Annotated in this window: 21 protein-coding genes and 1 other RNA gene; 1 reads left to right on the top strand and 21 read right to left on the bottom strand. The window is 47.0% G+C overall.

Features of this window, described 5'->3' with window-relative positions; translation table 11 throughout:
• Window positions 1–44: 44 nt before the first annotated feature.
• Complete coding sequence (locus NSQ38_RS14450; protein WP_339310122.1) at window positions 45–1,565, bottom strand: PLP-dependent aminotransferase family protein; 1,521 nt, start codon at window positions 1,563–1,565, stop codon at window positions 45–47.
• 107 nt (window positions 1,566–1,672) lie between these two features.
• On the opposite strand from NSQ38_RS14450, the gene NSQ38_RS14445 reads away from it, so the two are divergent.
• Window positions 1,673–2,902 carry a PLP-dependent aminotransferase family protein gene (locus NSQ38_RS14445; RefSeq protein WP_339790186.1) on the top strand — a complete coding sequence of 410 codons (1,230 nt, stop codon included), beginning with the start codon at window positions 1,673–1,675 and terminating at the stop codon, window positions 2,900–2,902.
• 257 nt (window positions 2,903–3,159) lie between these two features.
• Here NSQ38_RS14445 and rnpB read toward each other — a convergent pair.
• From rnpB to floA, 20 genes are all read right to left on the bottom strand, one after another.
• Window positions 3,160–3,569, bottom strand: an RNA gene (rnpB, locus tag NSQ38_RS14440) — RNase P RNA component class A.
• 82 nt (window positions 3,570–3,651) lie between these two features.
• Window positions 3,652–4,767, bottom strand: coding sequence for a Nif3-like dinuclear metal center hexameric protein (locus NSQ38_RS14435; RefSeq protein ID WP_339790183.1), 1,116 nt, complete (start codon window positions 4,765–4,767; stop codon window positions 3,652–3,654).
• Window positions 4,743–5,501 (bottom strand): tRNA (adenine(22)-N(1))-methyltransferase TrmK, encoded by a 759-nt coding sequence (locus NSQ38_RS14430; protein ID WP_339790180.1) that lies wholly within the window; start codon window positions 5,499–5,501, stop codon window positions 4,743–4,745. Before NSQ38_RS14430 ends, NSQ38_RS14435 begins: the two co-directional genes overlap by 25 nt.
• A 184-nt stretch (window positions 5,502–5,685) precedes the next feature.
• A complete protein-coding gene (gene rpoD, locus NSQ38_RS14425) occupies window positions 5,686–6,825 on the bottom strand; it encodes an RNA polymerase sigma factor RpoD (protein ID WP_062835490.1) in 1,140 nt (379 codons plus the stop codon).
• Between the two features lie 43 nt (window positions 6,826–6,868).
• Window positions 6,869–8,689: a DNA primase gene (dnaG, locus tag NSQ38_RS14420; RefSeq protein ID WP_339790177.1), complete on the bottom strand. Its 1,821-nt coding sequence runs from the start codon at window positions 8,687–8,689 to the stop codon at window positions 6,869–6,871.
• Between the two features lie 47 nt (window positions 8,690–8,736).
• Complete coding sequence (locus NSQ38_RS14415; protein WP_076332315.1) at window positions 8,737–9,225, bottom strand: DUF188 domain-containing protein; 489 nt, start codon at window positions 9,223–9,225, stop codon at window positions 8,737–8,739.
• 208 nt (window positions 9,226–9,433) lie between these two features.
• A complete protein-coding gene (glyS, locus tag NSQ38_RS14410) occupies window positions 9,434–11,509 on the bottom strand; it encodes a glycine--tRNA ligase subunit beta (protein WP_339790174.1) in 2,076 nt (691 codons plus the stop codon).
• Window positions 11,502–12,389 (bottom strand): glycine--tRNA ligase subunit alpha, encoded by an 888-nt coding sequence (gene glyQ, locus NSQ38_RS14405; RefSeq protein ID WP_017687252.1) that lies wholly within the window; start codon window positions 12,387–12,389, stop codon window positions 11,502–11,504. The genes glyS and glyQ overlap by 8 nt, the downstream gene beginning before the upstream one ends.
• A 410-nt stretch (window positions 12,390–12,799) precedes the next feature.
• A complete protein-coding gene (gene recO / locus NSQ38_RS14400; RefSeq protein WP_091028417.1) occupies window positions 12,800–13,552 on the bottom strand; it encodes a DNA repair protein RecO in 753 nt (250 codons plus the stop codon).
• Window positions 13,553–13,585: 33 nt separating this feature from the next.
• Entirely contained in the window at window positions 13,586–13,726 is a 141-nt protein-coding gene (locus NSQ38_RS14395) for a YqzL family protein (protein ID WP_074095877.1), read from the bottom strand.
• Window positions 13,727–13,830: 104 nt separating this feature from the next.
• Window positions 13,831–14,730 (bottom strand): GTPase Era, encoded by a 900-nt coding sequence (gene era / locus NSQ38_RS14390; RefSeq protein ID WP_062835494.1) that lies wholly within the window; start codon window positions 14,728–14,730, stop codon window positions 13,831–13,833.
• 37 nt (window positions 14,731–14,767) lie between these two features.
• Window positions 14,768–15,181 carry a cytidine deaminase gene (locus NSQ38_RS14385; protein WP_076211616.1) on the bottom strand — a complete coding sequence of 138 codons (414 nt, stop codon included), beginning with the start codon at window positions 15,179–15,181 and terminating at the stop codon, window positions 14,768–14,770.
• A gap of 302 nt (window positions 15,182–15,483) precedes the next feature.
• Window positions 15,484–15,855, bottom strand: coding sequence for a diacylglycerol kinase family protein (locus NSQ38_RS14380; protein ID WP_017687246.1), 372 nt, complete (start codon window positions 15,853–15,855; stop codon window positions 15,484–15,486).
• Window positions 15,855–16,352: an rRNA maturation RNase YbeY gene (ybeY, locus tag NSQ38_RS14375; protein ID WP_036674804.1), complete on the bottom strand. Its 498-nt coding sequence runs from the start codon at window positions 16,350–16,352 to the stop codon at window positions 15,855–15,857. The genes NSQ38_RS14380 and ybeY overlap by 1 nt, the downstream gene beginning before the upstream one ends.
• A gap of 113 nt (window positions 16,353–16,465) precedes the next feature.
• Entirely contained in the window at window positions 16,466–18,715 is a 2,250-nt protein-coding gene (locus tag NSQ38_RS14370; protein WP_339790171.1) for an HDIG domain-containing metalloprotein, read from the bottom strand.
• 16 nt (window positions 18,716–18,731) lie between these two features.
• Window positions 18,732–19,703: a PhoH family protein gene (locus NSQ38_RS14365; RefSeq protein ID WP_017687243.1), complete on the bottom strand. Its 972-nt coding sequence runs from the start codon at window positions 19,701–19,703 to the stop codon at window positions 18,732–18,734.
• A 6-nt stretch (window positions 19,704–19,709) separates the two neighbouring features.
• Window positions 19,710–20,903, bottom strand: coding sequence for a sporulation protein YqfD (gene yqfD, locus NSQ38_RS14360; RefSeq protein WP_339790168.1), 1,194 nt, complete (start codon window positions 20,901–20,903; stop codon window positions 19,710–19,712).
• Window positions 20,900–21,193: a sporulation protein YqfC gene (gene yqfC, locus NSQ38_RS14355; RefSeq protein ID WP_017687241.1), complete on the bottom strand. Its 294-nt coding sequence runs from the start codon at window positions 21,191–21,193 to the stop codon at window positions 20,900–20,902. The genes yqfD and yqfC overlap by 4 nt, the downstream gene beginning before the upstream one ends.
• 180 nt (window positions 21,194–21,373) lie before the next feature.
• Window positions 21,374–21,976: a hypothetical protein gene (locus tag NSQ38_RS14350; RefSeq protein WP_339790165.1), complete on the bottom strand. Its 603-nt coding sequence runs from the start codon at window positions 21,974–21,976 to the stop codon at window positions 21,374–21,376.
• A gap of 13 nt (window positions 21,977–21,989) precedes the next feature.
• The gene (floA, locus tag NSQ38_RS14345; RefSeq protein ID WP_076332307.1) at window positions 21,990–23,000 is read right to left on the bottom strand and encodes a flotillin-like protein FloA; all 1,011 of its coding nucleotides are present in this window, start codon (window positions 22,998–23,000) and stop codon (window positions 21,990–21,992) included.
• Window positions 23,001–23,115: the final 115 nt, after the last annotated feature.

Here is a 23,115-nt window from a genome sequence, read left to right as displayed (position 1 = left end):
AACAGATCGAAAATGGATTGGATGTATGTCCATAGTCCGAAAAATTATATGAGCGGTAGCCTGTCCGCCACTGTCCCACCCTGCCCAGGTGTTACTCTGTCAATGACTTGGCACAGTACACGAAGTCCTTCACACAAAAGCTCAACGTTTGTTACAGTGAAGCAGATACGCAGACTTGGTGTATCCATCTCCCCTACATAACAGGCGGAACCGGGGAGGAAAGAAACCCCTGCAGCAAGTGACTGATGATGCAACTCACGCATATCCAGGTTACTCGGAAGTTGGAGCCACAGATTGAGTCCTCCCTCTGGCAGGCGCCATTGCATGCCCATAGTAGCATGCTCTTCCAGCACTTTAGAAGCTGCGCACAAGCGAGAATACAATTCATCCCTCAATCGGGATACATAGGCACCGTACTGATTCTGAATAAAAGATTGCAGTGCCTTTTGTGTAAGCAGCGGACTCCCCAAATCCGCAGTAGATTTCGCGGCCACAAGCCGGGTCAATACGCTTCCGTCTGCGATGGCGCAGGCTATACGGCAACCGGGAGACAACACCTTGCTGAAGCTTTTGATATATACGACATGACCTGTCCCATCCATCGATTTAATGGAAGCCGGGGGAGGGTCCCGAAAATAAAGATCTGCAAACGGATCATCCTCGAGAATGAGGCAGTGGTAGCTTTGCGCGAGATTAAGAAGCTGTGCTCGTCTTCTTGCACTCATCGTGATACCTGTTGGATTGTGATAAGTCGGGATCGTATAGATCAGCTTGGGCGGATAGGTGTCACATAATCGGGTCAACAGATCAATACGCATGCCTTCGTCATCCATTGGGACCGTAATGATCTTCGCGCCTCTACTCGTAAATACATCAATGGCTCCGGTATAGCTTGGTGCCTCCATGTATACAACATCCCCAGGTCCGACAAAAGTCCGTGCCACAAGATCGATCCCCTGCTGTGCACCACTTGTAATTAACATGCGTTCAGGTGCAGCCTGTAGTCCACGCTCGGCAAAATGTTCGGCAAAGATCTGTCTAAGCTCCCGATCCCCCTGAAAAGATCCGTAAGCTGCCATACGCTCTGTGTGATCAGAGGAGAGTCGGTAGGCGCTGTCGATAATCTCGCGTGTAGGCAACAATTCCGGCTGAATCGCTGACATATGAAGTTCATACCGCACTTGAGGTGACGTATCAAAATGTCTCCAGAGCTGCGCTCGAGGTAAATAATCCACCAGTGCCATCTGCCAATTCCATGACGTACTGGATTCACTGTTGGCATTATTTCGCTGCGCTCGGTCCATATCCTCCGTCTGATCCACGTTCAATGTACCCCTCACATAACAACCTTTCCCCTGGGAGCAGGTGATCAATTGAATCGCTTCAAGTTCAGCATACGCTTTGGATACAGTGACTAGGCTGACACCCAAATCCGTGGTCATTTTACGAACAGAAGGAAGCCGGGTTCCGGGTTCAATGAGTCCTGATCTGATGCGATCGGCAATCGTTAGCGCAATCTGCACGTACAATTTGGTACTGCTTCCCCGCTTTAATTCAATATGCATGTGTGCTCCCCCAACTGTTATGATCTTCATTTTACTGTTATAGTGCAGTCCGTCTATTATAGTTTATAATATCAGTATAACAGTGAATAACAGGAGATGAGAATAACATGAGTATCCCTTGGTCCAAAATGGCACAAAACACCCCGTCCTCTGTCGTTCGCGACATGCTCCAGGCCGCTCAGGCACCTGGAATGATCTCACTAGCCGGTGGATTACCAGCCCAGACTTCATTCCCGCTGGAAGCCATCCGCGTTGCATATGAAAAAGTATTTATGAGCGGAGCAGCCGCTCTTCAATATGCGGAGACTGAGGGTTACCGTCCTCTTCGCGCCAAAATCGCCGAACGTCTTGAATCCAAGGGCATTCCCGCTTCACCCGATCACATGCTTCTCACTACAGGTTCACAGCAATCCATTGACTTGGTTTGCCGCATCCTTCTCGACCCGGGTGACCGCGTATTGGTTGAATCACCAACCTACCTCGCTGCTCTGCAAGTCATTCATTCCTATCAGGCTGAATCTCACGGCGTAGCCTGTGATGATCACGGCATGTTGCCTGAATCTCTGGAGGAACAGCTCCAGTTGCATCGTCCAAAACTTGTCTATATTAATCCCACGTTCTCCAATCCTACGGGAAAAGTATGGTCGCGAGAAAGAAGACAGCAGGCTGTGGATCTGTGCCGCAAGTATGGTGTACTCATTCTGGAAGATGATCCCTATGGTGAAATTCGGTTTAATCCGGAGCAATTGGATGTCCCTGCTCTCGCAGAACTGGATGCAGTATCCTATGACGGCCCTTCCAACGTTATCTACACCAGTACATTCTCCAAAACGGTAGCACCTGGCCTTCGTACGGGCTGGATACTGGCTGCCCCCGATATTGTCAAAATGGCAGCACGAGCCAAACAAGGTGCTGACTTGCACTCCAGCAGCATTGACCAAAGAGCGCTTCATGCACTACTTGAATCTTTCGATCTGGATGCGCATATCCGCCATATTTCAGAGGATTACGAACAACGCATGAAAACACTGACTACTCTTATGGTAGCCAAAGCTTGGGAAGGTATCTCGTGGAATTCACCTCAAGGTGGCATGTTCTTGTGGCTGCAATTGCCTGAAGGCATGCTTGCAAGCAATCTGTTCACTTATGGTATCCAGGAGAAAGTGTGCATTGTCCCTGGTGATTCCTTCTATGCAGGTACACCAGAGTTAAACCGCATGCGGATCAACTTTACTCATACGGACCCTGAGCTCCTTCCGGAAGCCGTGGAAAGAATGGATCGCGCCATCCAACGTTGGCATGCTTCCTTAACATCGGACAGTGTTGTTACACTGTAATGAACTGTCATAAACGTTTGACTATTCCATTAGCGTATGAAGGTTAATAACTTGATATGAGAAACAAAAATAAGGCGGCAGGCCCGAGAATCTCGGAACTGCCGCCTTATTTTTATAGAACCTGTTATCAACAGGAGTTAAGTTTTTTTAGATGTTCATGGGTCCTTCTGATCAGTCAGGCCATCGGATAATTCATACGAGTTGTCCTCGACTGATAGGTGGACTACATTGTGTTGCAATAGTGTTGTTGTTGCAGTTAGGAAAGCTTACCGTAAGCCGGGTTCTGTGCTCTTCGTGGTTCATACGGGAACTACCCTCCCACCAGAAGCGACAATCATCTATCTAGGCCATACATTGCTGCACAGCTCAAGCGACCAACCTAGACACACCTCGGGCTAAGGTTGCCTCCTCCGAAGAGGCGGCTGTGTCCCATTAGGTCTTGCTCCAGATGGGGTTTACCAGGAACGAAGTCACCAGCGTTCCTCGGGGTCTCTTACACCTCGGTTCCATCCTTGCCTGTGCCGGAAAATCCGGCCATCGGCGGTCCATTTCTGTGGCACTATCCTTCAACTCGCGCTGACTGGACGTTATCCAGCATCCTGCCCTGTGGAGCCCGGACTTTCCTCTCGTGGCAACAAAGGCCACCAGCGATTGTCTGTCAAGCTTTCCGAACAACATTACATAGTATACAGGCATTTATGTTCCCAGACAAGCTTAATATTACTGGGAGCTGCACATCAACGATCTTTTTAGATAAACTGGAATACTTCCGTATTTACCTCTGAAGCTGTAACTTGCGTATCATATCGTTTCTCTTCCAAACGGGAACGAAGCCAATCCGCTGTTTTTGGTTTCATAATCTTCTCGGAATTATGTCCAGGGTCGATGATACACATACCTGCCATTAACGCATCATGAGCCGTGTGATAATCAATATCTCCGGTCACAATAACATCCGCACCTTTGAAACGGGCAGTGAGCGCGTAACGGCTGCCAGAGCCCCCAAGAACCGCTGCTTTTTTGATCTGCTTGTTCAGATCTCCTACTACACGTACATGAGGCACATTGAATTGGGTCTTCACGACCTCCACAAGCTCACCTAATGTCTTAGGTTCCCTAAGGGGTCCCAAGCGTCCCAAACCAAGCGTACGGCCTTTTAAATCCATGGCATAGAGGTCGTAGGCCACTTCCTCATAAGGATGAGCCTTAAGCATCGCCTGAACGACCTTACTTCTCAGACTTTGGGGTACGATGGTCTCAATCCGCATTTCTTCCACACGTTCCATCTGCCCTTGGGTACCGATAAACGGTTGAGTCCCTTCACCAGGTACAAACGTTCCTGTACCTTCCGTATTAAAGCTGCACTTGTTATATTGACCGATACTCCCCGCTCCGGCTTCCAGAATGGCCTGAAGAACCTGTTCATGATGGGTACGAGGCACAAACACAGCCAGCTTGTACAGATGATCTGTGTGTACATCTTCCAGCGATTCTTTACTCTCGATGCCAAGTGCCTCGGCCATCCAGTCATTCATACCACCCTCGGCCACATCCAGGTTCGTATGACTGATATAAACAGCAATATCATGTTTAATCAGCTTTTCATACAATTTACCCATAGGTGTATCTGTATTCAGTGATTTAACCGGACGGAAAATGATGGCGTGATGAGCGATAATCAAGTTGGCACCGATACGAATCGCTTCGTCCACCACTTCATCCGTTACATCCAAAGCAACTAACACGTGACTGATTTCTTTTTGCAAACTGCCGAGCTGGAGACCAATGCGGTCATCCGGTACAGCCAGATGTTTAGGAGCGAGTTGCTCCATCAGTTGAATTACAGTTTGACCTTTGGCAAACATGCCAAAACCTCCTTCAAGTTTGCGATAAGACGCTCTACCTCAGCCGCCTTGTCCCGGGAAGAATCCTGATCGGATTTGGAGATGGAGTTAACAACCCCTTGCAGTTTGACGATCTCACTTTCCCATTTGGCAAAAAATACATCCGTTGGACGATCCACCAAATAAGGTCCCATCCGCAGCAGCAAATCTTCCGTTAATTCTGCCCCGCCTTGAAGCGGACGTGCACGATACACCTCAACATTTGCAATCGGGCTTACGGATTGTGGCATCGCTGTTATAATCTCATAAATCTTGCCATCTTCTTCGAGCAACTGTTCTGCTACAACCACCCATTGATGCTCCAGCAACCAGCGTCTGAGGATATCCTCTCCCACATTTGGTTGCAAAACAAGTAACTGGACTCCTTCCAGTTTGGATAAACCTCGGTCCAAAATAGAGGCAATCAGGGCACCACCCATGCCTGCGATGGTGATGACATCTACTTCGCCTGCAGAGATTACATCCAATCCGTCTCCACGGCGTACCGTTATTTTTTCTTTCAGGCCAGCATCACTGACTTGTTTGCATGCAGCATCATAAGGGCCTGGATTGACTTCCCCGGCTACTGCACTTGCAGCTTTCCCACTGCGGATTGCGGCTACTGGCAGCAACGCGTGGTCTGAACCGATATCAGCCATGCGGCTGCCATCGGGAATTTGATCATGTATTCGCTGTAATCGATTCGAAAGTTTCATGAAGCACCTACACCATTCATTTAATTTATTGATTTGCATTGAACAAGGAAAAGCGATAAAATAAAATCCAATAAAACATTTCAAGGATGAATTTCCAAAACCAAGAAATCAAGACGTTTAAATTAAAAATAAAGGAGACCCCGCCGCCGCTAAAGCGTCTTGCGGAAAGTCTCCCATAGTTCGATTATTCGAGGAAATCCTTGAGTCGTTTACTACGACTCGGGTGACGCAATTTACGAAGAGCCTTGGCTTCGATCTGACGAATACGCTCACGCGTAACACCGAATACCTTGCCGACTTCCTCCAGCGTTCTCGTCCGTCCATCGTCCAGACCAAAACGTAGACGAAGTACGTTCTCTTCACGTTCAGTCAGTGTATCCAATACATCTTCGAGCTGTTCTTTCAGCAACTCATACGCAGCAGCATCCGCCGGAGCAAGTGCTTCCTGATCCTCAATGAAGTCACCCAGATGGGAATCATCTTCCTCACCAATCGGTGTTTCCAGAGAAACCGGTTCCTGTGCAATCTTCGTAATTTCGCGAACTTTCTCTACACTCAGATCCATCTCAGCAGCAATTTCTTCTGGTGTCGGTTCACGACCAAGTTCCTGCAACAGCTGACGGGATACCCGGATCAGCTTATTAATCGTCTCCACCATGTGCACAGGGATACGAATGGTACGCGCCTGGTCAGCAATAGCACGAGTGATCGCTTGGCGAATCCACCATGTAGCATACGTACTGAACTTGTATCCTTTTTTGTGGTCGAACTTCTCAACCGCTTTGATCAGACCCATATTACCTTCCTGAATCAAATCAAGGAACAACATTCCACGTCCAACGTAACGCTTGGCGATACTGACTACAAGTCGAAGGTTCGCTTCAGCCAAACGACGCTTGGCTTCTTCATCCCCGTTCTCAATCCGTTTAGCCAGTTGTACTTCATCATCTGCCGACAATAGTGGCACACGACCAATTTCCTTGAGGTACATACGGACAGGGTCATTGATTTTAATACCTGGCGGCAAGCTCAGGTCATCATCAAAGTGGAATTCGTCCTCTCCCTCTCTGGTGTTGTTCTCGGAATCTTCACTAGGACGAAGTGTAACCTCTTCATCATTTTCATTCACTACATCGATACCCAGATCGCTCAGTTGTTCATAGAACTCATCCATTTGCTCTGCATCCTGCTCAAAAGGAGAGAGTTTCTCTATAATTTCCTTGTAATTCAGCGAAGCTCTTTTCTTACCTGATTCAATCAATTGATCTTTAACCTGATCCAGTGTCAATTCTGTTTCTAGTTCAGTATGCTGATCATTCGCCATAACTCGACTCCCTCCTCCCTAGAAACATCTAATCATCAGACGTTCACTGTCTCTCTAGGGCAATCATTTCAATTGCAATCTGTGCCGCGCGTACAGAATCACCTGCCCGCTCTGCAGCAATCATTTCTTCTTTTTTCAAATCGTACTCTTTCTTACGTGGATACTTCAGCACTTCCCTGATGCAATCATCGAGCATTTGAATACTCCATTCACCTGGACCATCCATCATCGAGATTGAACTGACCGTTTTTTCCAAGCGATCGTCATGCAGTGAAGACATAAAACGGCTTGTATCCGACGGTTTGCCTTGCGCATAGTAGGCATATAGATAAGCAGCAATAGCTGCATGATCATCCAAGTTAAAAGCTTCACCAAGATGCTCATTCACGTACTGGGCAGCCTCATCATCCTGCAACATCCAGGCAATCAGTTTGCGTTCGGCAGCGTGATAAGCCGGCAACAGATTGGGTGTAGGCACCTGCCTATTTTGTTGCCTACCATTATTCCACCTTTTCGGGTTATTATCCCCATACTGGAGGTTATTTTTCATTGCCTCCCGTTCTTCATTACACTCCTGCTTCAATGTTTCGAAGGATACGTCCACTTCTGCAGCCAGTTCACGAAGATACACTTCCCTTTCTGTTGGAGAAGGTAAGGGGGCAATCAATTTTACTGCTTCTTTCGAATAGGCGATTTGTCCGCCACCCTCTAGCAGTATATGGCTTTTTTTTAAGTTTATAAGTTTAAATTTTGTAGTTGTCACGGCACCGTCCACAATCTGGTTTCGGAACCGTTCACCACCATGCTTCCGGATAAAATCATCCGGGTCAAGTCCCTCGGGAATGAGAGCCACTTTGACCTGCAATCCGGCTTCCTCAAGAATAGGGAAGTTTTTGAGTGCAGCAGCCTGTCCTGCTTTGTCGCCGTCATAACATATGATGACTTCGTCACACATCCCTTTGAGCATCAGTGCCTGATTTTCGGTTAGCGCAGTACCCATTGCCGCTACACCATTCTGGATGTCCTGATCCCATGCGGAGATGACATCACCATATCCCTCGAACAAAATGGCTTGTCTTTGTTTGCGAATTGCATTTTTGGCATGATGCAGATTATAGAGAACACGGCTTTTGTTAAATAACCGGGTTTCCGGTGAATTTAGATACTTCGGTTGCCCATCTCCCAATATGCGTCCTGCAAATGCAATCGGCTTACCGCTCCTGCCATTAATCGGGAACATAATCCGGTCTCGGAATCGATCCACATATCCCTGACCTTCATTTCGCGGTGAAAGAAGTCCACCCTTTTCCATCTCTTCAAGCGGATAGTTACGTTTCTCGAGAAATTGTACCAGTGTGTCCCAACGATTTGGTGCGAAACCAATCTGGAACTGGTCGATCAATTTGTCGCCAAAACCTCTTGAGCGTAAATACTCCATGGCTGACTTGCCGTGCTCTGTATTTTTCAACAAAAAATGATACAGCTTCGCGGTAAGCTCATAAGCCTCCAACAGACGTTCAGTCTCCGGATTCACATGAGCAGATTCACGCCCTTGCCATTCCCCCATAGAGATGTGACTTTCTTCCGCCATCGTCTTGACAGCCTCGGGAAAGGATAACCCTTCGATTTCCATCCTGAATTTGATGGCATTTCCACCCGTGCCGCAACCGTAGCAGTAGAAAATCTGTTTCTCAGGTGTAACGGTGAACGAAGGCGTCTTCTCGGAATGAAAAGGACAGAGGCCTTTCATATACTTCCCCTGCTTGGTCAGATGCACAAATCGGCTCACCGTATCGACAATATCATTCTGCTGTAACACCGATTCAATAATACTTTCGGGTATACCGCCTTGTCCGGTACTCATCTCTGGCCACCTTCATCTCTTCAACACGTAAATATAATTCGATAAACTTACACATTCTCCTGCAAATCTTTTAAAAGTTTTGTCAGTTTATGTTGAAAAATTTCTCGATCCTGCTCTGTGAAAGGCTTTGGGCCTTTCCCGTAATGGCCTCTTTTTCGTGCTTTGGCCGCAGTATGACGAGAATCCAACATGAAATCAATATCACGATCGTTGAACTCACGACCACGAAAGGATAAAACATAACAACGTTTGCCGAGCGCAAGTGCCGCAAGTCCATAGTCCTGAGTAATAACCACATCATATGGCTTAATATGATTAGCAATATACAGGTCTGCGCTCTGATCACTGCGATCCACTTGCACGGTGCGTACCCCTTCTCCTCCTTGAAGCAAATGATCAAATGAAGAGACTAACAATACGGGGATGTTGAAAAGGCGAGCGGTTTGCGCAATCTCGGTTTTGACCGGGCAAGCATCACCATCCACAACAATGTGGCGTATATTTAACTCACTCAAACCCAGACCACCCGGTTTCATAAAATAGCTGCATATTGTTATATACGACCCCGGCCAGGCAAAATCCTTCTGCCGGAACGAGGGAAATCAAAGGCTAAAATACGGAGCGGTTGTCAAAAATACATTTCACAACCCGTTCCGTATATTTATACCCTCATATATCCTTCTTTAATACTGAATTTTAGCTTTGTGCCAAGTCTGTGGAAAAGGACTCATGAAATACGCCCAATTACCAAACCAACTTGGAAAAATCAGCAAATCCTTTCAAGTCACGATCAATAGCCGCAAGCAGGGCAAGTCGATTCGCCCGAACAGCTTCATCTTCGGCCATAACCATGACCGAATCGAAGAATGAGGTAATACCATCCTTCCAGGCAGATGCAATAGCCAGTGCTTCAGCAGCATGATGCTGAGTCAACGCCTGACGATATTCTGCATTCGTTTTGCTCCATGCGTCATGTAGCTGACGTTCTCCATCTTCTGTGAACAGTTCTGGATGTACGGAAGCATTTGATGCTTTGGCAGCCAGATTACCCACACGGTTGAACGATTCAACCGTTGTTTTGAATGCGTCTCCTGTCAGAACAGCCGCCATCAACGCTTCACCTTTTGGAACCACAGCGCTGATATCATCGAATCCGGAAGAAATTACGGCATCCACTACGTCGTAGCGAACGGTTTCGGACAACAATTTTTTCACACGAAGACCAAAGAAGTCTTGCAGATCTTTACGAACCTCTTCATCTGCACGTTTCAACAGGTTCATCTGGGCATGCACTTGAAGTGCTACTCCGAACACGTCTGACAATGTCAGCGGAAGGTTGTGATCCAGCAAAATCTGTACAATCCCTGCAGCCTGACGGCGCAGCGCGTACGGATCTTGAGAACCCGTTGGAATAATGTTGATGGAGAAACAACCCACGATTGTATCCATTTTGTCCGCAGCACTCACAATGGCACCAACCAGAGAAGCAGGGGATTGATCTCCAGCGAAACGTGGCTGGTAGTGTTCAAATACCGCTTTAGCCACTTCTTCTTTTTCGCCAGCTTTACGAGCGTAATCCTCACCCATCACACCTTGCAGTTCCGGGAATTCTCCCACCATCAGTGTCACCAGATCGAATTTGCAGATATCTGCTGAGCGGCTAACGGATTCGGCAACATCACCGGATACTTGCAGTTTGGCAGCAAGTCCATCGGCAATCTTGCGAATACGGCGCACTTTATCTCCAACCGTTCCGAGCTCTTCCTGGAAGACGATACTTTCCAGCTTCGACAATGCATCCTTAATCTGTAGCTTCTGATCTTCCTCATAGAAGAACTTGGCATCAGACAGACGTGCACGCAGAACTTTCTCATTCCCTCTGGCAATAACGTCCAGTGAATCACTTCCACCGTTACGTACCGTCACGAAGAATGGCAACAATTGTCCTTCATTGTCCAGTACAGGGAAATAACGCTGATGCTCACGCATGGAAGTAATCAATACTTCTTGTGGAATATTCAAGAATGAGTAGTCAAATGTCCCGAACAATACGGTAGGTGTTTCCACCAGGAACAGGACTTCCTCCAGCAAGTCTTCTTTAATCGCAATATCCCATTTTTTCTCAGCAGCCAGTGCCTGAATCTGGGATACAATCATCTGTTCACGTTCCTGTATATCAGCAATGACATGTTCTGCACGCAACACTTCCACGTATGAAGACGGAGTAGAGATCACGGCCTCCTTACCGAGGAAACGATGTCCACGAGTTACATTACCCGATTTAACACCTGTCACTTCCAGATCGATAACATCACTGCCGAGCATAGCCACAATCCAGCGGATTGGACGTACAAATTTGAAATCATAGGAAGCCCAACGCATGAATTTCGGGAACGTCATGGCATGTAATACAGAAAGTAATCCTTCCCCAACCACAGAAGCCGTTTCCACACCTTTGCTGCTCTTCGTTGCATAGATATATTCGACACCGTTCAGTTCCTTGAACGTAAACTGGTCCGGTTCAACACCTTGACTGCGGGCGAATCCGAGTGCAGCCTTGCTCCAATTGCCACTGTCGTCCAGGGCAATTTTGCGTGAAGGACCTTTCACTTCTTCCTCGATATCTTCCTGTTTTTCAGCCACATTTTGAATCAAAACAGCCAGACGGCGCGGTGTAGCATATGCATTCACTTCACCATAAGCAATGCGGGATGCGTCAAGCCATTTCACGACACGCTCTTGCAGCTGTGCGATTGCTGCGCGCATAAAGCGTGCAGGTACTTCTTCCAGCCCGATTTCAAACAACAGATCCTTAGACATGCTCGGCTCCCCCTTTCTTGATCAGCGGGAAGCCTAGCTTCTCACGCTCTTCCATATATGTTGCAGCGACTTGGCGAGCCAGATTACGGACACGTGTGATGTAGCCCGTACGTTCCGTTACACTGATGGCTCCACGTGCATCCAGCAGGTTGAACGTGTGGGAACATTTCAACACATAGTCATATGCCGGGAATACCAGATGCTGCGCCATGGCTTTGTTTGCTTCTTCTTCATGCATGTTGAAGAGTGTAAACAGCATTTTGACATCAGATACTTCAAACGTATATTTAGAGTGTTCGAATTCTGGCTGACGGAATACATCACCATAAGTGATACCTTCCACCCATTCCAGATCAAACACATTCTCTTTATCCTGAATGTAAGAAGCCAAACGCTCCATACCATACGTAATTTCAACAGCTACCGGATTCGTCTCGATTCCACCAACCTGTTGGAAATACGTAAATTGCGTAATTTCCATTCCGTCCAACCATACTTCCCAACCAAGTCCTGCACAACCAAGGGAAGGATTCTCCCAGTTATCTTCGACAAACCGAATATCATGTTTGAGCGGATCAATGCCCAGACGCTTTAGACTTTCCAGGTAAATTTCCTGAATATTGTCCGGTGAAGGCTTGATGATTACCTGGAACTGATGATGCTGGTACAGCCGGTTAGGGTTCTCACCATAACGTCCGTCCGAAGGACGACGGGAAGGCTCCACATAGGCTACTTTCCAAGGTTCAGGTCCAAGCGAGCGTAAAAAGGTCATCGGGTTCATCGTACCTGCCCCTTTTTCCGTATCGTATGGCTGGACAATAATACAGTTATGCTCGGCCCAGAATTGTTGCAGCGTTAGAATCATCTGCTGAAAATTCATAATCATGCTCCTTTTCAATGGTTTGTTAGCAAGCTTAGGACGGTGAAGACAACAATAAATAGCCCCCGTCCTACGCCTGTTGTACAGACGTAGGGACGAGAGCTATTCCCGCGGTTCCACCCTACTTGGCTTAGATCAAACAGGATGATCCTGTTCGTTCCAGCCCACTTTTCCGTGTCCATTCATGCTCCCGAGTGCCGTTTCAAAGACCGATTCAGCCAGGCTCCCACCATCCCCGGCTCGCTCATTTATGATTCACAAGAGTTATACAACGACTTGTGTCCATGAATGCAATAAATCCAGTCTTTTACTTTCTCGTTCAATGCATGTCTCATAAAGAGAAATTATATTTCATAATATATAAAATCTAGTATGAAGTCAAGATATAGTTTCGCTTCCACCAAAACGCCTCAAATCCCGTACTTCTCCATCTGATCGAGGAAAGAACGGGATTTAAGATTCAGACCGAGCTGATGATCCATAAAGGCACGCATCAACTTTTTGATCTCATCACGGGTAGACTCACTCACTGATATATTCCCCAAGCGCTGCAGATCCAACTGCGCGAACAAACGCAACAACTTAAGGGCCTTTGGACTTACTGACATCGCTGGAGGATCGAAATGTTTGCATGCTCGACACAAGACGCCACCAAGTCTGGGACTCATAAACAACTGCTCATCTGGTCGCTCCTGGTTGCAGGAGATGCACTCATCAAACTGTGGACCATATCCGGATGCCTGTAATATTTTCATTTCGTACAGACTTGTAATAACAACCGGATCTTTCTCTTCCTTCAACGCCTGCAAACACGCCTTTAACTGTTTGAACCAAAATGTACCTGTCTCTTCATCCTGAAGCACCCGATCCAATAGTTCACACGCATAAGAGGCATAAGAGGCCTTGACCAGATCTTCACGCAACTCATGATAAGATTCAACAATTTCTCCAGCGTTCAGTGTGCCTAAACCTGTATTGCGAAAATATACATATTGACCATACGTAAACGGCTGCACCAGTGCAGCATGTCGGCTCTTGGGCTTTTTGGCACCGCGGACGAGTACCCCTACTTTCCCGCCGCTTTCGGTGCAAAGCGTAATGATTTTGTTCCCTTCGCCGTAGTCCATGCTGCGGATGACAATCCCTTCCACCCTGTATAGCATGCCTCGTCACCTAACCATTCCCGAATCAGCCAATTATCCTTCGGCTTCTTCATCTTCAATCACTTCCCTTGCATTATCCGACTCCTGTCCTAACGAGTTACATGCCTCGGTATATAACAAATAGGACTCTACATCCCCCGTCATCGCAAAAACCTTCCACGAAAAATCTCGCATCGGAATTTCATCCTCTCTTCGGAAATGACGTCTGCATCTACCAAATAGGATGGAGTCTTGCAAGGTAAACTATGTGTTGCAATTACTGGATACAATTCCGACGATCAGTCGCGGCCAAAGCCAAGGTCACGCAGAACTCTATCCTGATTTCTCCAGTCTTTTTTCACTTTAACCCACAGGTCCATGAAAATTTTGGAGCCGAGCAAGTTCTGAATATCGTGTCGAGCTCGTTTACCCACTTCTTTCAGAAGGGCACCCTGCTTCCCGATAATGATTCCTTTTTGCGAATCCCGTTCCACAAAAATGACAGCTGAAATATACACTACACCGTTATCTTGTACTTTCATATCCTCAATCGTTACAGCAATGGAGTGTGGCACTTCTTCACGAGTCATCTGCAAAATTTTCTCACGGATCAACTCTGCACATACAAACTGCTCCGGATGGTCAGTAACCTGGTCATCAGGATAGTACTGTGGACCTTCTGGCAAATACTTGCCGAGCTGTTCCAATAAGGTGCTTACATTGCTGCCGAGCATGGCAGATACAGGCACGATTTCAGCGAAATCATGCAGTTTGCGATACTCCTCAATAAGGGGCAGCAGCGCTTCCGGCTCAATTTTGTCAATTTTATTCATGACAAGAATGACAGGCGTACGAATATTTTTCAACTGTTCCGCAATATAACGGTCACCGCCACCCATGCCTTCCGAAGCGTCAATCAGGAACAGCGCTGCTTCTACTTCTCCAAGTGTGTTCAGAGCAGTCTGGTTCATGTAATCGCCAAGTTTGGATTGACGTTTGTGAATACCCGGTGTGTCCAAGAATACGATTTGCTGATGTTCGGATGTATATACACCATGAATTTTATTACGTGTGGTTTGTGGCTTGTCCGACATGATCGCAATTTTCTGTCCGATCACCTGGTTCATCAATGTGGATTTACCTACGTTTGGACGTCCAATAATAGCTACAAAACCGGATTTAAATGCTTGTTTTTTCATATGTTCCTCCTCAGGCGCCTAGGCCTGGAATATTGGTTTATTTTTTGGCAGAATTCAGATCAGAAGGCCCAAAAGCCCAAGGTAACAGTTCAGCAACGGTGGTCTCTTGCAGATCACCTTTCATGTTCCCCAAGATAACTTTCATATCTGGTTCACACAGTTCGTACATGACCTGACGACATACGCCACATGGAGCAATCGGACCATCCGTGTCTCCCACAATGGCAATCGCTTTGAAGCTGCGAGGCTTCTGCCCACCTGCAATGGCACTGAACATCGCTGTACGCTCAGCACAGTTACCTGGGGTATACGCAGCATTCTCAATATTACAACCATGATGCACATGACCTTCACTGTCAAGCAAAGCCGCGCCTACACCAAAATGGGAGTAAGGCGTATACGCCTTCGTACGTGCCTTAATTGCTTCTTGCATTAACAAACCGTTATCCATCATTATTCTCTCCCTTAGGGTGCAATATAAAGTTAGTACCTACGAATTAAGTTCAACCAAAGCCAATTTTACACTAGCCACTCCGAGTCCAGAATAACCCTTCGATCGCTGTTATCCCCAGATTTTTTGATCCACTTTTTCAAAGTAAAAATCCGGGGATAAAGGCGAACGCTTCGCTTCTACAGGTTTATTTCTGTCCTCTTCGTTATCGTGTAACGTCTATAAGTTCAACTTAAACAAGGTCTAACTTTACAAAGTTGTGTAGTATTAAAATCAAAAAACGAATCAAAATCAAAACAAAATCAGTACAAACCCAGCCAGCTCATCACCGGCTTAATGAAAACGATACAACCGATGATGACGGCGAATACCGCAGCCAGCAGAACTGCCCCGGCCGCGGTATCCTTTGCCGCTTTTGCCAGCGGATGGATATGGGGGTGTGCCAAGTCAACCGCTGCCTCTACAGCCGTGTTCATCAATTCAGTCACCAGCACCAAAAAGACAGCGGTCAGCACAAACATCCAATCCGTTCTTGAGATTCTGAAAAAAAAGCCGGCTACACACATCAAAATAGCCACTCCCGTGTGAACTCTCACATTACGCTGAGTCCGCAACCCATATGCGATTCCTTCCGCAGCATTGCGGAATACCAGACCCCAGGAGCGTCTTTTCATTATCGTGTCAACCCGGCCTGGGCCAATACCGCTTCTTGTTTGCCCATCATTTCAGCCTCACTGGCTTCATCCTGATGGTCGTATCCGAGCAGGTGCAAGAAACCATGGACAAACAGAAAACCAAGCTCACGTTCAAATGAGTGTCCATACTCTTCACTTTGCAGGATGGTCCGTGGTACGGAAATGATGATGTCTCCAAGAACATCCGGCATTTCTTCCATTTCTTCATCTTCGTCAAGCTCATAGATAATATCGAGCTCTTCATCAACCGTTTCGTTCATCGCAAAAGACAGTACATCCGTAGGACGGTCAATGCCGCGATAATCACGGTTCAACTCATGGATCTGCTCATCGTTTACAAAAGTCAGAGCCACTTCCCCGTCTGCAACACCTTCCGCTTCTCCTGCAAGGTTCAGCAACTGTTCCAGCATTGCAATCATCGGTTCTGTAATTTCTTTATCCTGTTGTTCATTATTCCATGCGAGATTAAGACTCATTCCTTCATAACTCCTATCTACTAATATTAGAGGTTGTTCAAAAAGACTTTCTAACTTCATCCCATCTTCTCGATACTGAAAACCAACCTTTTTGAACACGAACTATTATTAAATTAGCCTGCTTCGGGTGAAGTCGGCTTTGGTTTCTTAATCTCCTCCGGATATTCGATCCTGGAGTGGAAGATACCCATCACCGTTTCCTTCAATGTTCTGGCGACGATATCCAGTTCACGCATCGTAAGGTCACAATCATTGAATTGATGATCGTCCAATCGTCCTTTAATAATCTTCTCAATCATGGACTCCACTTGCTCCACTGTCGGTTTGCGCAAAGATCTCACAGCAGCCTCCACACTATCGGCAATGCCAACAATAGCCGATTCCTTGGACTGAGCCTTTGGCCCAGGGTAACGGAAATCTTCTTCCGTGAAATCAGGCTCAACGCCTGCTTCTTCCGCCTGGCGCAGTGCTTTGTGATAGAAATAGTGGAGAAATGTCGTGCCGTGATGCTGTTCCGCAATATCCCGAATAGGTCTGGGCAGCTTGTAATCCTTCTGCATTTCCACCCCATCGCGCGCATGGGCTACGATAATGGATTTGCTCAGTTTCGGATCAATTGAATCATGCGGATTCTCCATATTGTTCTGATTTTCAATAAAATAGATGGGGCGCTTCGTCTTGCCAATATCATGATAATACGAACCCACTCGGCAGAGCAATCCGTTAGCTCCTATGGCTTCTGCTGCTGCTTCGGACAGATTGCCTACCATAACGCTGTGATGATAGGTACCCGGTGTCTCCGTCAGCAACTTACGTAGAAGCGGATGGTTCGGATTAGACAGTTCTACCAGTTTGAGCGCTGACAAAATGCCAAATGAAGTTTCGAAAAATGGCATCAGCCCAATGACCAGTATCGCAGTTAATACGCCACCCGCAAATGCAAACCCAACGCCATACAGTGTCGTGGTTCGATTCCAATCTCCTGAGTCAATCAAAGCCAGGGTGAAGACGGCTATCGACCCGAACAGACAGACCATAATGGCCCCTTTCAGGATCGTTGATCGCTGGCTAGCCTTATGAGTGGCGAAGATCGCAACAAATGAAACCAATACAGCGAAGAAACCTAGTTCGAAGTCAAAAAGCTGACCCTGATGGGTATTCAAAATGATGCTGGACAACATACCGATCAATATCGAACATACAAAGGCAAGCGAGGTATCCAGTAACAAGGCAATTAACATCGCTCCTACCGCAACAGGTGCAAGGAAGCCAACATAGGACCTCTCATTGGTCTGGATAATCGCCGTCACATGCATAACTACAATCGTAATAATAAAAATGAGAACAAGCATCAACAGCTGCGCATTATTATATTTGAAATGCGTTCCACTGCCTTGCTGAATATACATCAGAATGGCTGCCGACAACAGGCAGGAAAACATAAGAAGTCCAAGCTGCGGCCAGTAGTTCACTTCATTTTTCAGCAAATCATTTTCACCCAGCAAAGTATACATCTCCGGGGTAATCATCTCACCTTTGGCAACCAAGGTGTCCCCTTGCTTGATAAAGACGGTTTGCGTGTTCTCACGAGCCTGAACTTTCGCTTCCTTGGTTCCCTCTTCATCGTAGAAGCGGTTAGCGGTCACTACGAGGCGGGCAAGCTCTTGCACGACCTCACGTTGCGTACGCTTACTAAGAGAGCTGACACTCACCATCTCGGCTACTTTGGCACGGGCAGTGGTTGCATCACTGATCTGATCCGTCATTAACCGGGAAACAATATCCCTCGCAACGGGTTTCATCTCTTGAATATCGTCCGATGTCAGACGCGAGATCTTGATGTACGTTTCTTCGGGAATGCGGTAGCTTTGCTCTTGTACCACGTTTCTGATCTCTTCCAGCAGAGTCTCGGAGTATGTACCGGCTTTCCGGTTATTATTGATATAGTTGGTCACAAAGTCCTTATGACGCTGCGGAATTTCATCCCGATAAATATCAATCTTGTCCTGACTTGAAATCTGATCATCCTGATTCAATCGATCTACACGGTCAAGCAGGGTTGTCATCAGATTTTCATTTCGCATCTGCACGATCTGAAATATCGGCTGTACGCGTTCAGCAGCTTCTTCCTGTGCTTTAAGTGTGGCCTTGTTATTCGGAATCTGCATGGGTGCAGCAATATCTACTTCACTCCGTGTACCTTCCTGAATATCATACCGCTCAGGGAGCAGCTTGGAAGCCAGACTCACGTAGAAAAGTATCACCAGAAACAAAAACAGAAGATAGCGTGCCCACACGCTATACTTCCATCCTGTAGCCTTATTCTGAAAAGATTTGCCTTTTGACGGTTCCTTCGAGGTCACTTTAGACAATCCCTTTCTATGCTTGATTTTCTGCGGCGTGGTTGTAAGCCACGATAATTTTCTGGACGAGAGAATGCCGCACAACATCTTGCTCGGCAAAATAGACAAATCCAATCTCGTTAACTTCGTTCAAGATCGTATTCGCTTCCACAAGCCCGGATTTCTTACCACGCGGTAAATCAATCTGTGTCACGTCTCCGGTGATGACCATTTTGGAGCCAAAACCAAGACGGGTCAGAAACATCTTCATCTGTTCCGGCGTTGTGTTCTGTGCTTCATCAAGAATGATGAAGGAGTCATCTAGCGTACGCCCCCTCATGTAGGCGAGTGGTGCAATTTCGATTAACCCACGCTCCAGTGCCTTCGCAGTCTGTTCTTGTCCCATAACGTCATACAGAGCATCGTACAGCGGTCTCAGATAAGGGTCTACCTTCTCCTGAAGATCACCTGGCAAAAACCCAAGACTCTCTCCTGCTTCAACTGCAGGCCGTGTGAGTACAATCCGTTTGACGCTGCCTTCTTTAATTGCGGCAACAGCCAGTACAACAGCAAGGTAGGTTTTACCTGTACCGGCAGGACCAATGCCAAATACAATATCACGTTTTTTAATTGTAGTTACATAGTGCTTCTGTCCAATGGTTTTAACACGGATTGGTTTACCTCGGTATGTCGTCGTAATCTCGCCCTTGAACAGATCCAATAGCTGGTCTGCCCGCATATCCTTGGCAAGTTCAATCGCATACTTCACATCTCTCTCGGTTAACACATATCCATTGCGTATCAATTGCAGTAACACATCAAATAATTGTTCAAGCGATTCCACCTGCTGTGCGTTGCCAAAAATCACAATCTCCGCTTCACGGGATGCAATCTGGGCGGGAATCTCGGATTCAATCAGTTTAAGAAAAGTATCTTGGGGTCCAAAAAGAGATTGGCCCTCTCCCGCACTCTGGAGGGAGATTTGTATGCTGCGTGTTTGCTCTGACAAATATCCTCATTCTCCTTGACTATGGACTAGCGGAAGTTCTTCCGCAATGCTTTCTTCTACTTCAAATAAGACTTTCATATAAACTTTACCATTCTCTTTCTTCTCATGCAAAATTTTTTCACTTATAATTTTTGTTCCTTTGCCGTTTTTGGCGATAATATCGTTCCTTGCTCCTTCCAATCCTTTTGTTCTGGCCCATTCTATCGTCTGTTGTTGCTCATGCTCTCGGGTCTCCAGATCTCTCTCTGTCAGCCAACCCATGGGAAGTGTAAAGGATCGCCACGTCAATGGTTTATGATTACTCTCGGTATCAAATGAACTGAACGGTGTACTTCCGTACCCCCACAGTTGGATTGCCCAATTTCCCAGCACCATGTAAAAACGTTCTTTGCTCTCACCTGTCATTGTATTATGTTTTTGCACCAGCGGAACCTCTACCTGATACTCACGCCATACCAGGCCACGAACTTCACCTTTGGCAACGATGGTTTTGGTGTTCTCCTCATCCCCGAGAATTCCCGAGATCAATACCTGACCCTTTTTGACACGCATGTCCTTCTGAACAACAGGGCGTCCCTGCTCCGCATAGATTTGAGTGACCACAGCATCTGACTTACTGATCAAATGTCTGGGATTCAGCAATGGTTCGCGCTTTGGTTGCGCCGATTCTACGACCTGAATGGTAATGGTTGTCCCCTCTTTGCTCACGCCAATCCAAGTTACATCCGGCAGAGCGAGTGCAAGCTGCCTAGAGAGCTTGTCTTGGCTTTGCAGACGGAACCCCCATTGCAAAGGATATATCCCCTCTTTCTTCGCTGCTGCAAGCACCTCGTCGGTGGGAATGGTGACGTTACCCTTGACCTCCACACTCCATACCATGGACGACAACGCAAACAAAGCTGCCACAAAAAACAGCATACCCCCAAGAAAGAACTTCCTCCGCAATAAACGGGCCGCAAAAAAGGGGAAACCGCTGCGATGGGTTACTTTCACCCTGCAGCCTGTCCGTTTCAACACAGGACGCAACCTGAAAAAATGCGGCAGCAGAATGTTCATCTCTGCCACGCGTCCATCGTGAGCACGCAGGTTCCAAACTTCCAGTCCCTGCTCTGCCACCGTGTTGATCAATGTTTCAATGTCTCCCCCAGTGACCGTGATTCGGACTGCTCCCCGCAGTTTGTACAGACTGGGCTGCTTCATCCGTTCCCCTCCACTCCATTCATATGAATATCCAGAATCGTTCCTTCAACAGCTACTTCATCCGGCAAAATGTTTCGTATCACCAAGGCAGTTCCTTTGATCTCTAACTGGCCTTGGGAAAGAGCCAGCACGATGCGATCCGGGGTGAAATGGATGACACCGCGATGATTCTCTATATACAGTTGCTTACTGCCGATCAGGGTTAACCGTGGCATATCATAAAGCACATCCTGCGGCAGATCCAACACTTCACTGGTCCATCTGCGCAGCTTGCGGCTGATCCGGGTCATTCGAAGGTCTTCCCCCTTCCTCTACAGTTCAACTTATGCGCAGATTCATGAATTTATGAAAATTCCGGGGCGTGTTAGGGACGAATGTTGAGAAAAAAGGATCGCACACAGAAAAAGCCGTCTCCGGCGGCTTTATGCTCACCAGAGACGGCTTTATTTCCGTCCAGCAACTTAACTTATTTACAGTTTCCCTCTTGTACCAAACGGCTGTTTGGAACGAGGAGAACCCAGTACTTCTGCCCACAGGACACCTGTGCGAATATCAGCAGGACGAAGCGGAGACGCTCCCGATTCATCAATGCTGGTCTCATCCCAACTGGAATCAGACACAACTGGCCGATTCGCAGAAGAGATGCGATTCAAACGTTCTTCAATCAAGCGCTGCTGTTCTTCCATGCCTCTCATCTGTTCCTCAAGTGAATTTTCCATGGCACTCATCGTGCCCTCACCTCTGTAGTCAGTTGCAGGGCGAGAAGAAGCAACAGGCTCTGAATACGGCTCATCATACTGATTCTCATATTGCACATCATCATACCGATCGTCATACTGTTCATCATAGCGGGGGTCTGCAGGTCCGGAAGACTGCTGCTGCGGAGATGAGTTGTCTCTTGAGCGTTCATCCCGGCCTGAATCACCGCTGCCTCCAAACGTAGGCATCCCGTTAGCAGGACGCTTTTTGTTCGGATCAGCCGATTTGGCAGCTTTCCCCAAGAAGGAGAAGAGCGCAAAACCGATGACGGCCACAATATACAGATTATCAAAAATCCATTCAAATAGGCCCATATGCACTCACCGCCTATCTTCCGTTTTTGGAATCACCCTGATCGTTGGAATTCGAACCTTCACCAGGTTTTCCCAATGTGTTACGCATTTGAGTATCCGCTTCAATATTCTTCAGGTTCATGTAATCCATGACACCAATCTTACCACTACGCAGAGCTTCAGACATTGCCAAAGGTACTTGGGATTCGGATTCAACAACGCGTGCTCTCATTTCCACTACGCGTGCTTTCATCTCTTGCTCTTGGGCTACGGCCATTGCGCGACGCTCTTCCGCTTTCGCTTGTGCGATACGTTTGTCAGCTTCTGCTTGCTCTGTTTGCAAGAAGGCACCAATGTTTTTACCTACATCAACGTCCGCAATATCAATGGACAGGATTTCAAAAGCAGTACCTGCATCCAGACCTTTGGACAATACGGTACGGGAGATCAGGTCCGGGTTTTCCAGGACGTCTTTGTGAGAATTGGAGGAACCGTTTGTACTTACGATACCTTCACCAACACGGGCGATGATCGTTTCTTCACCAGCACCACCGACGAGACGGTCAATATTGGCACGAACCGTAACCCGCGCTCTAACTTTAACTTCAATACCATCTTTGGCTACCGCAGAGACAATCGGTGTTTCGATAACACGTGGGTTAACGCTCATTTGTACGGCTTGTAATACGTCACGACCTGCGAGGTCAATAGCAGCAGCACGTTCAAATTCGAGTGGAATGTTGGCACGTTGTGCAGCAATCAGAGCATTTACAACACGGTCAACATTACCACCGGCCAAGAAGTGACTTTCCAGTTGGTTCATTGAGAGTTTAAGACCGGCTTTGGTTGCTTTAATCATTGGATTAACGATACGGCTAGGCGTTACACGTCTCAGTCTCATCGCTACCAGAGTAATAATACTTACACGTACGCCGGATGCAATCGCTGAAACCCAGAGCATAACCGGGAAAAAGCTGAAAAATACGCTCAATACGATAATACCTACTACCGCAATGAGCAAAATCGTAATCATAGATGTGTCCATTGTTTAATTTCCTCCATTTGCAATTAGAATTTGATAAAAATATTTGAGAAGGCATTCATAAGTCCGCTGCTAAAATTAAAGAATGCACCACGCTGGCAGCTTCAGCTAATGGTTA

Origin of the sequence: Paenibacillus sp. FSL R7-0313 (genome assembly GCF_037969885.1) — a bacterium.
Classification (GTDB): Bacteria; Bacillota; Bacilli; order Paenibacillales; family Paenibacillaceae; genus Paenibacillus.
The sequence above is the reverse complement of the archived record's forward strand: the minus strand, read 5'-3'. Positions and strand labels throughout refer to the sequence as shown.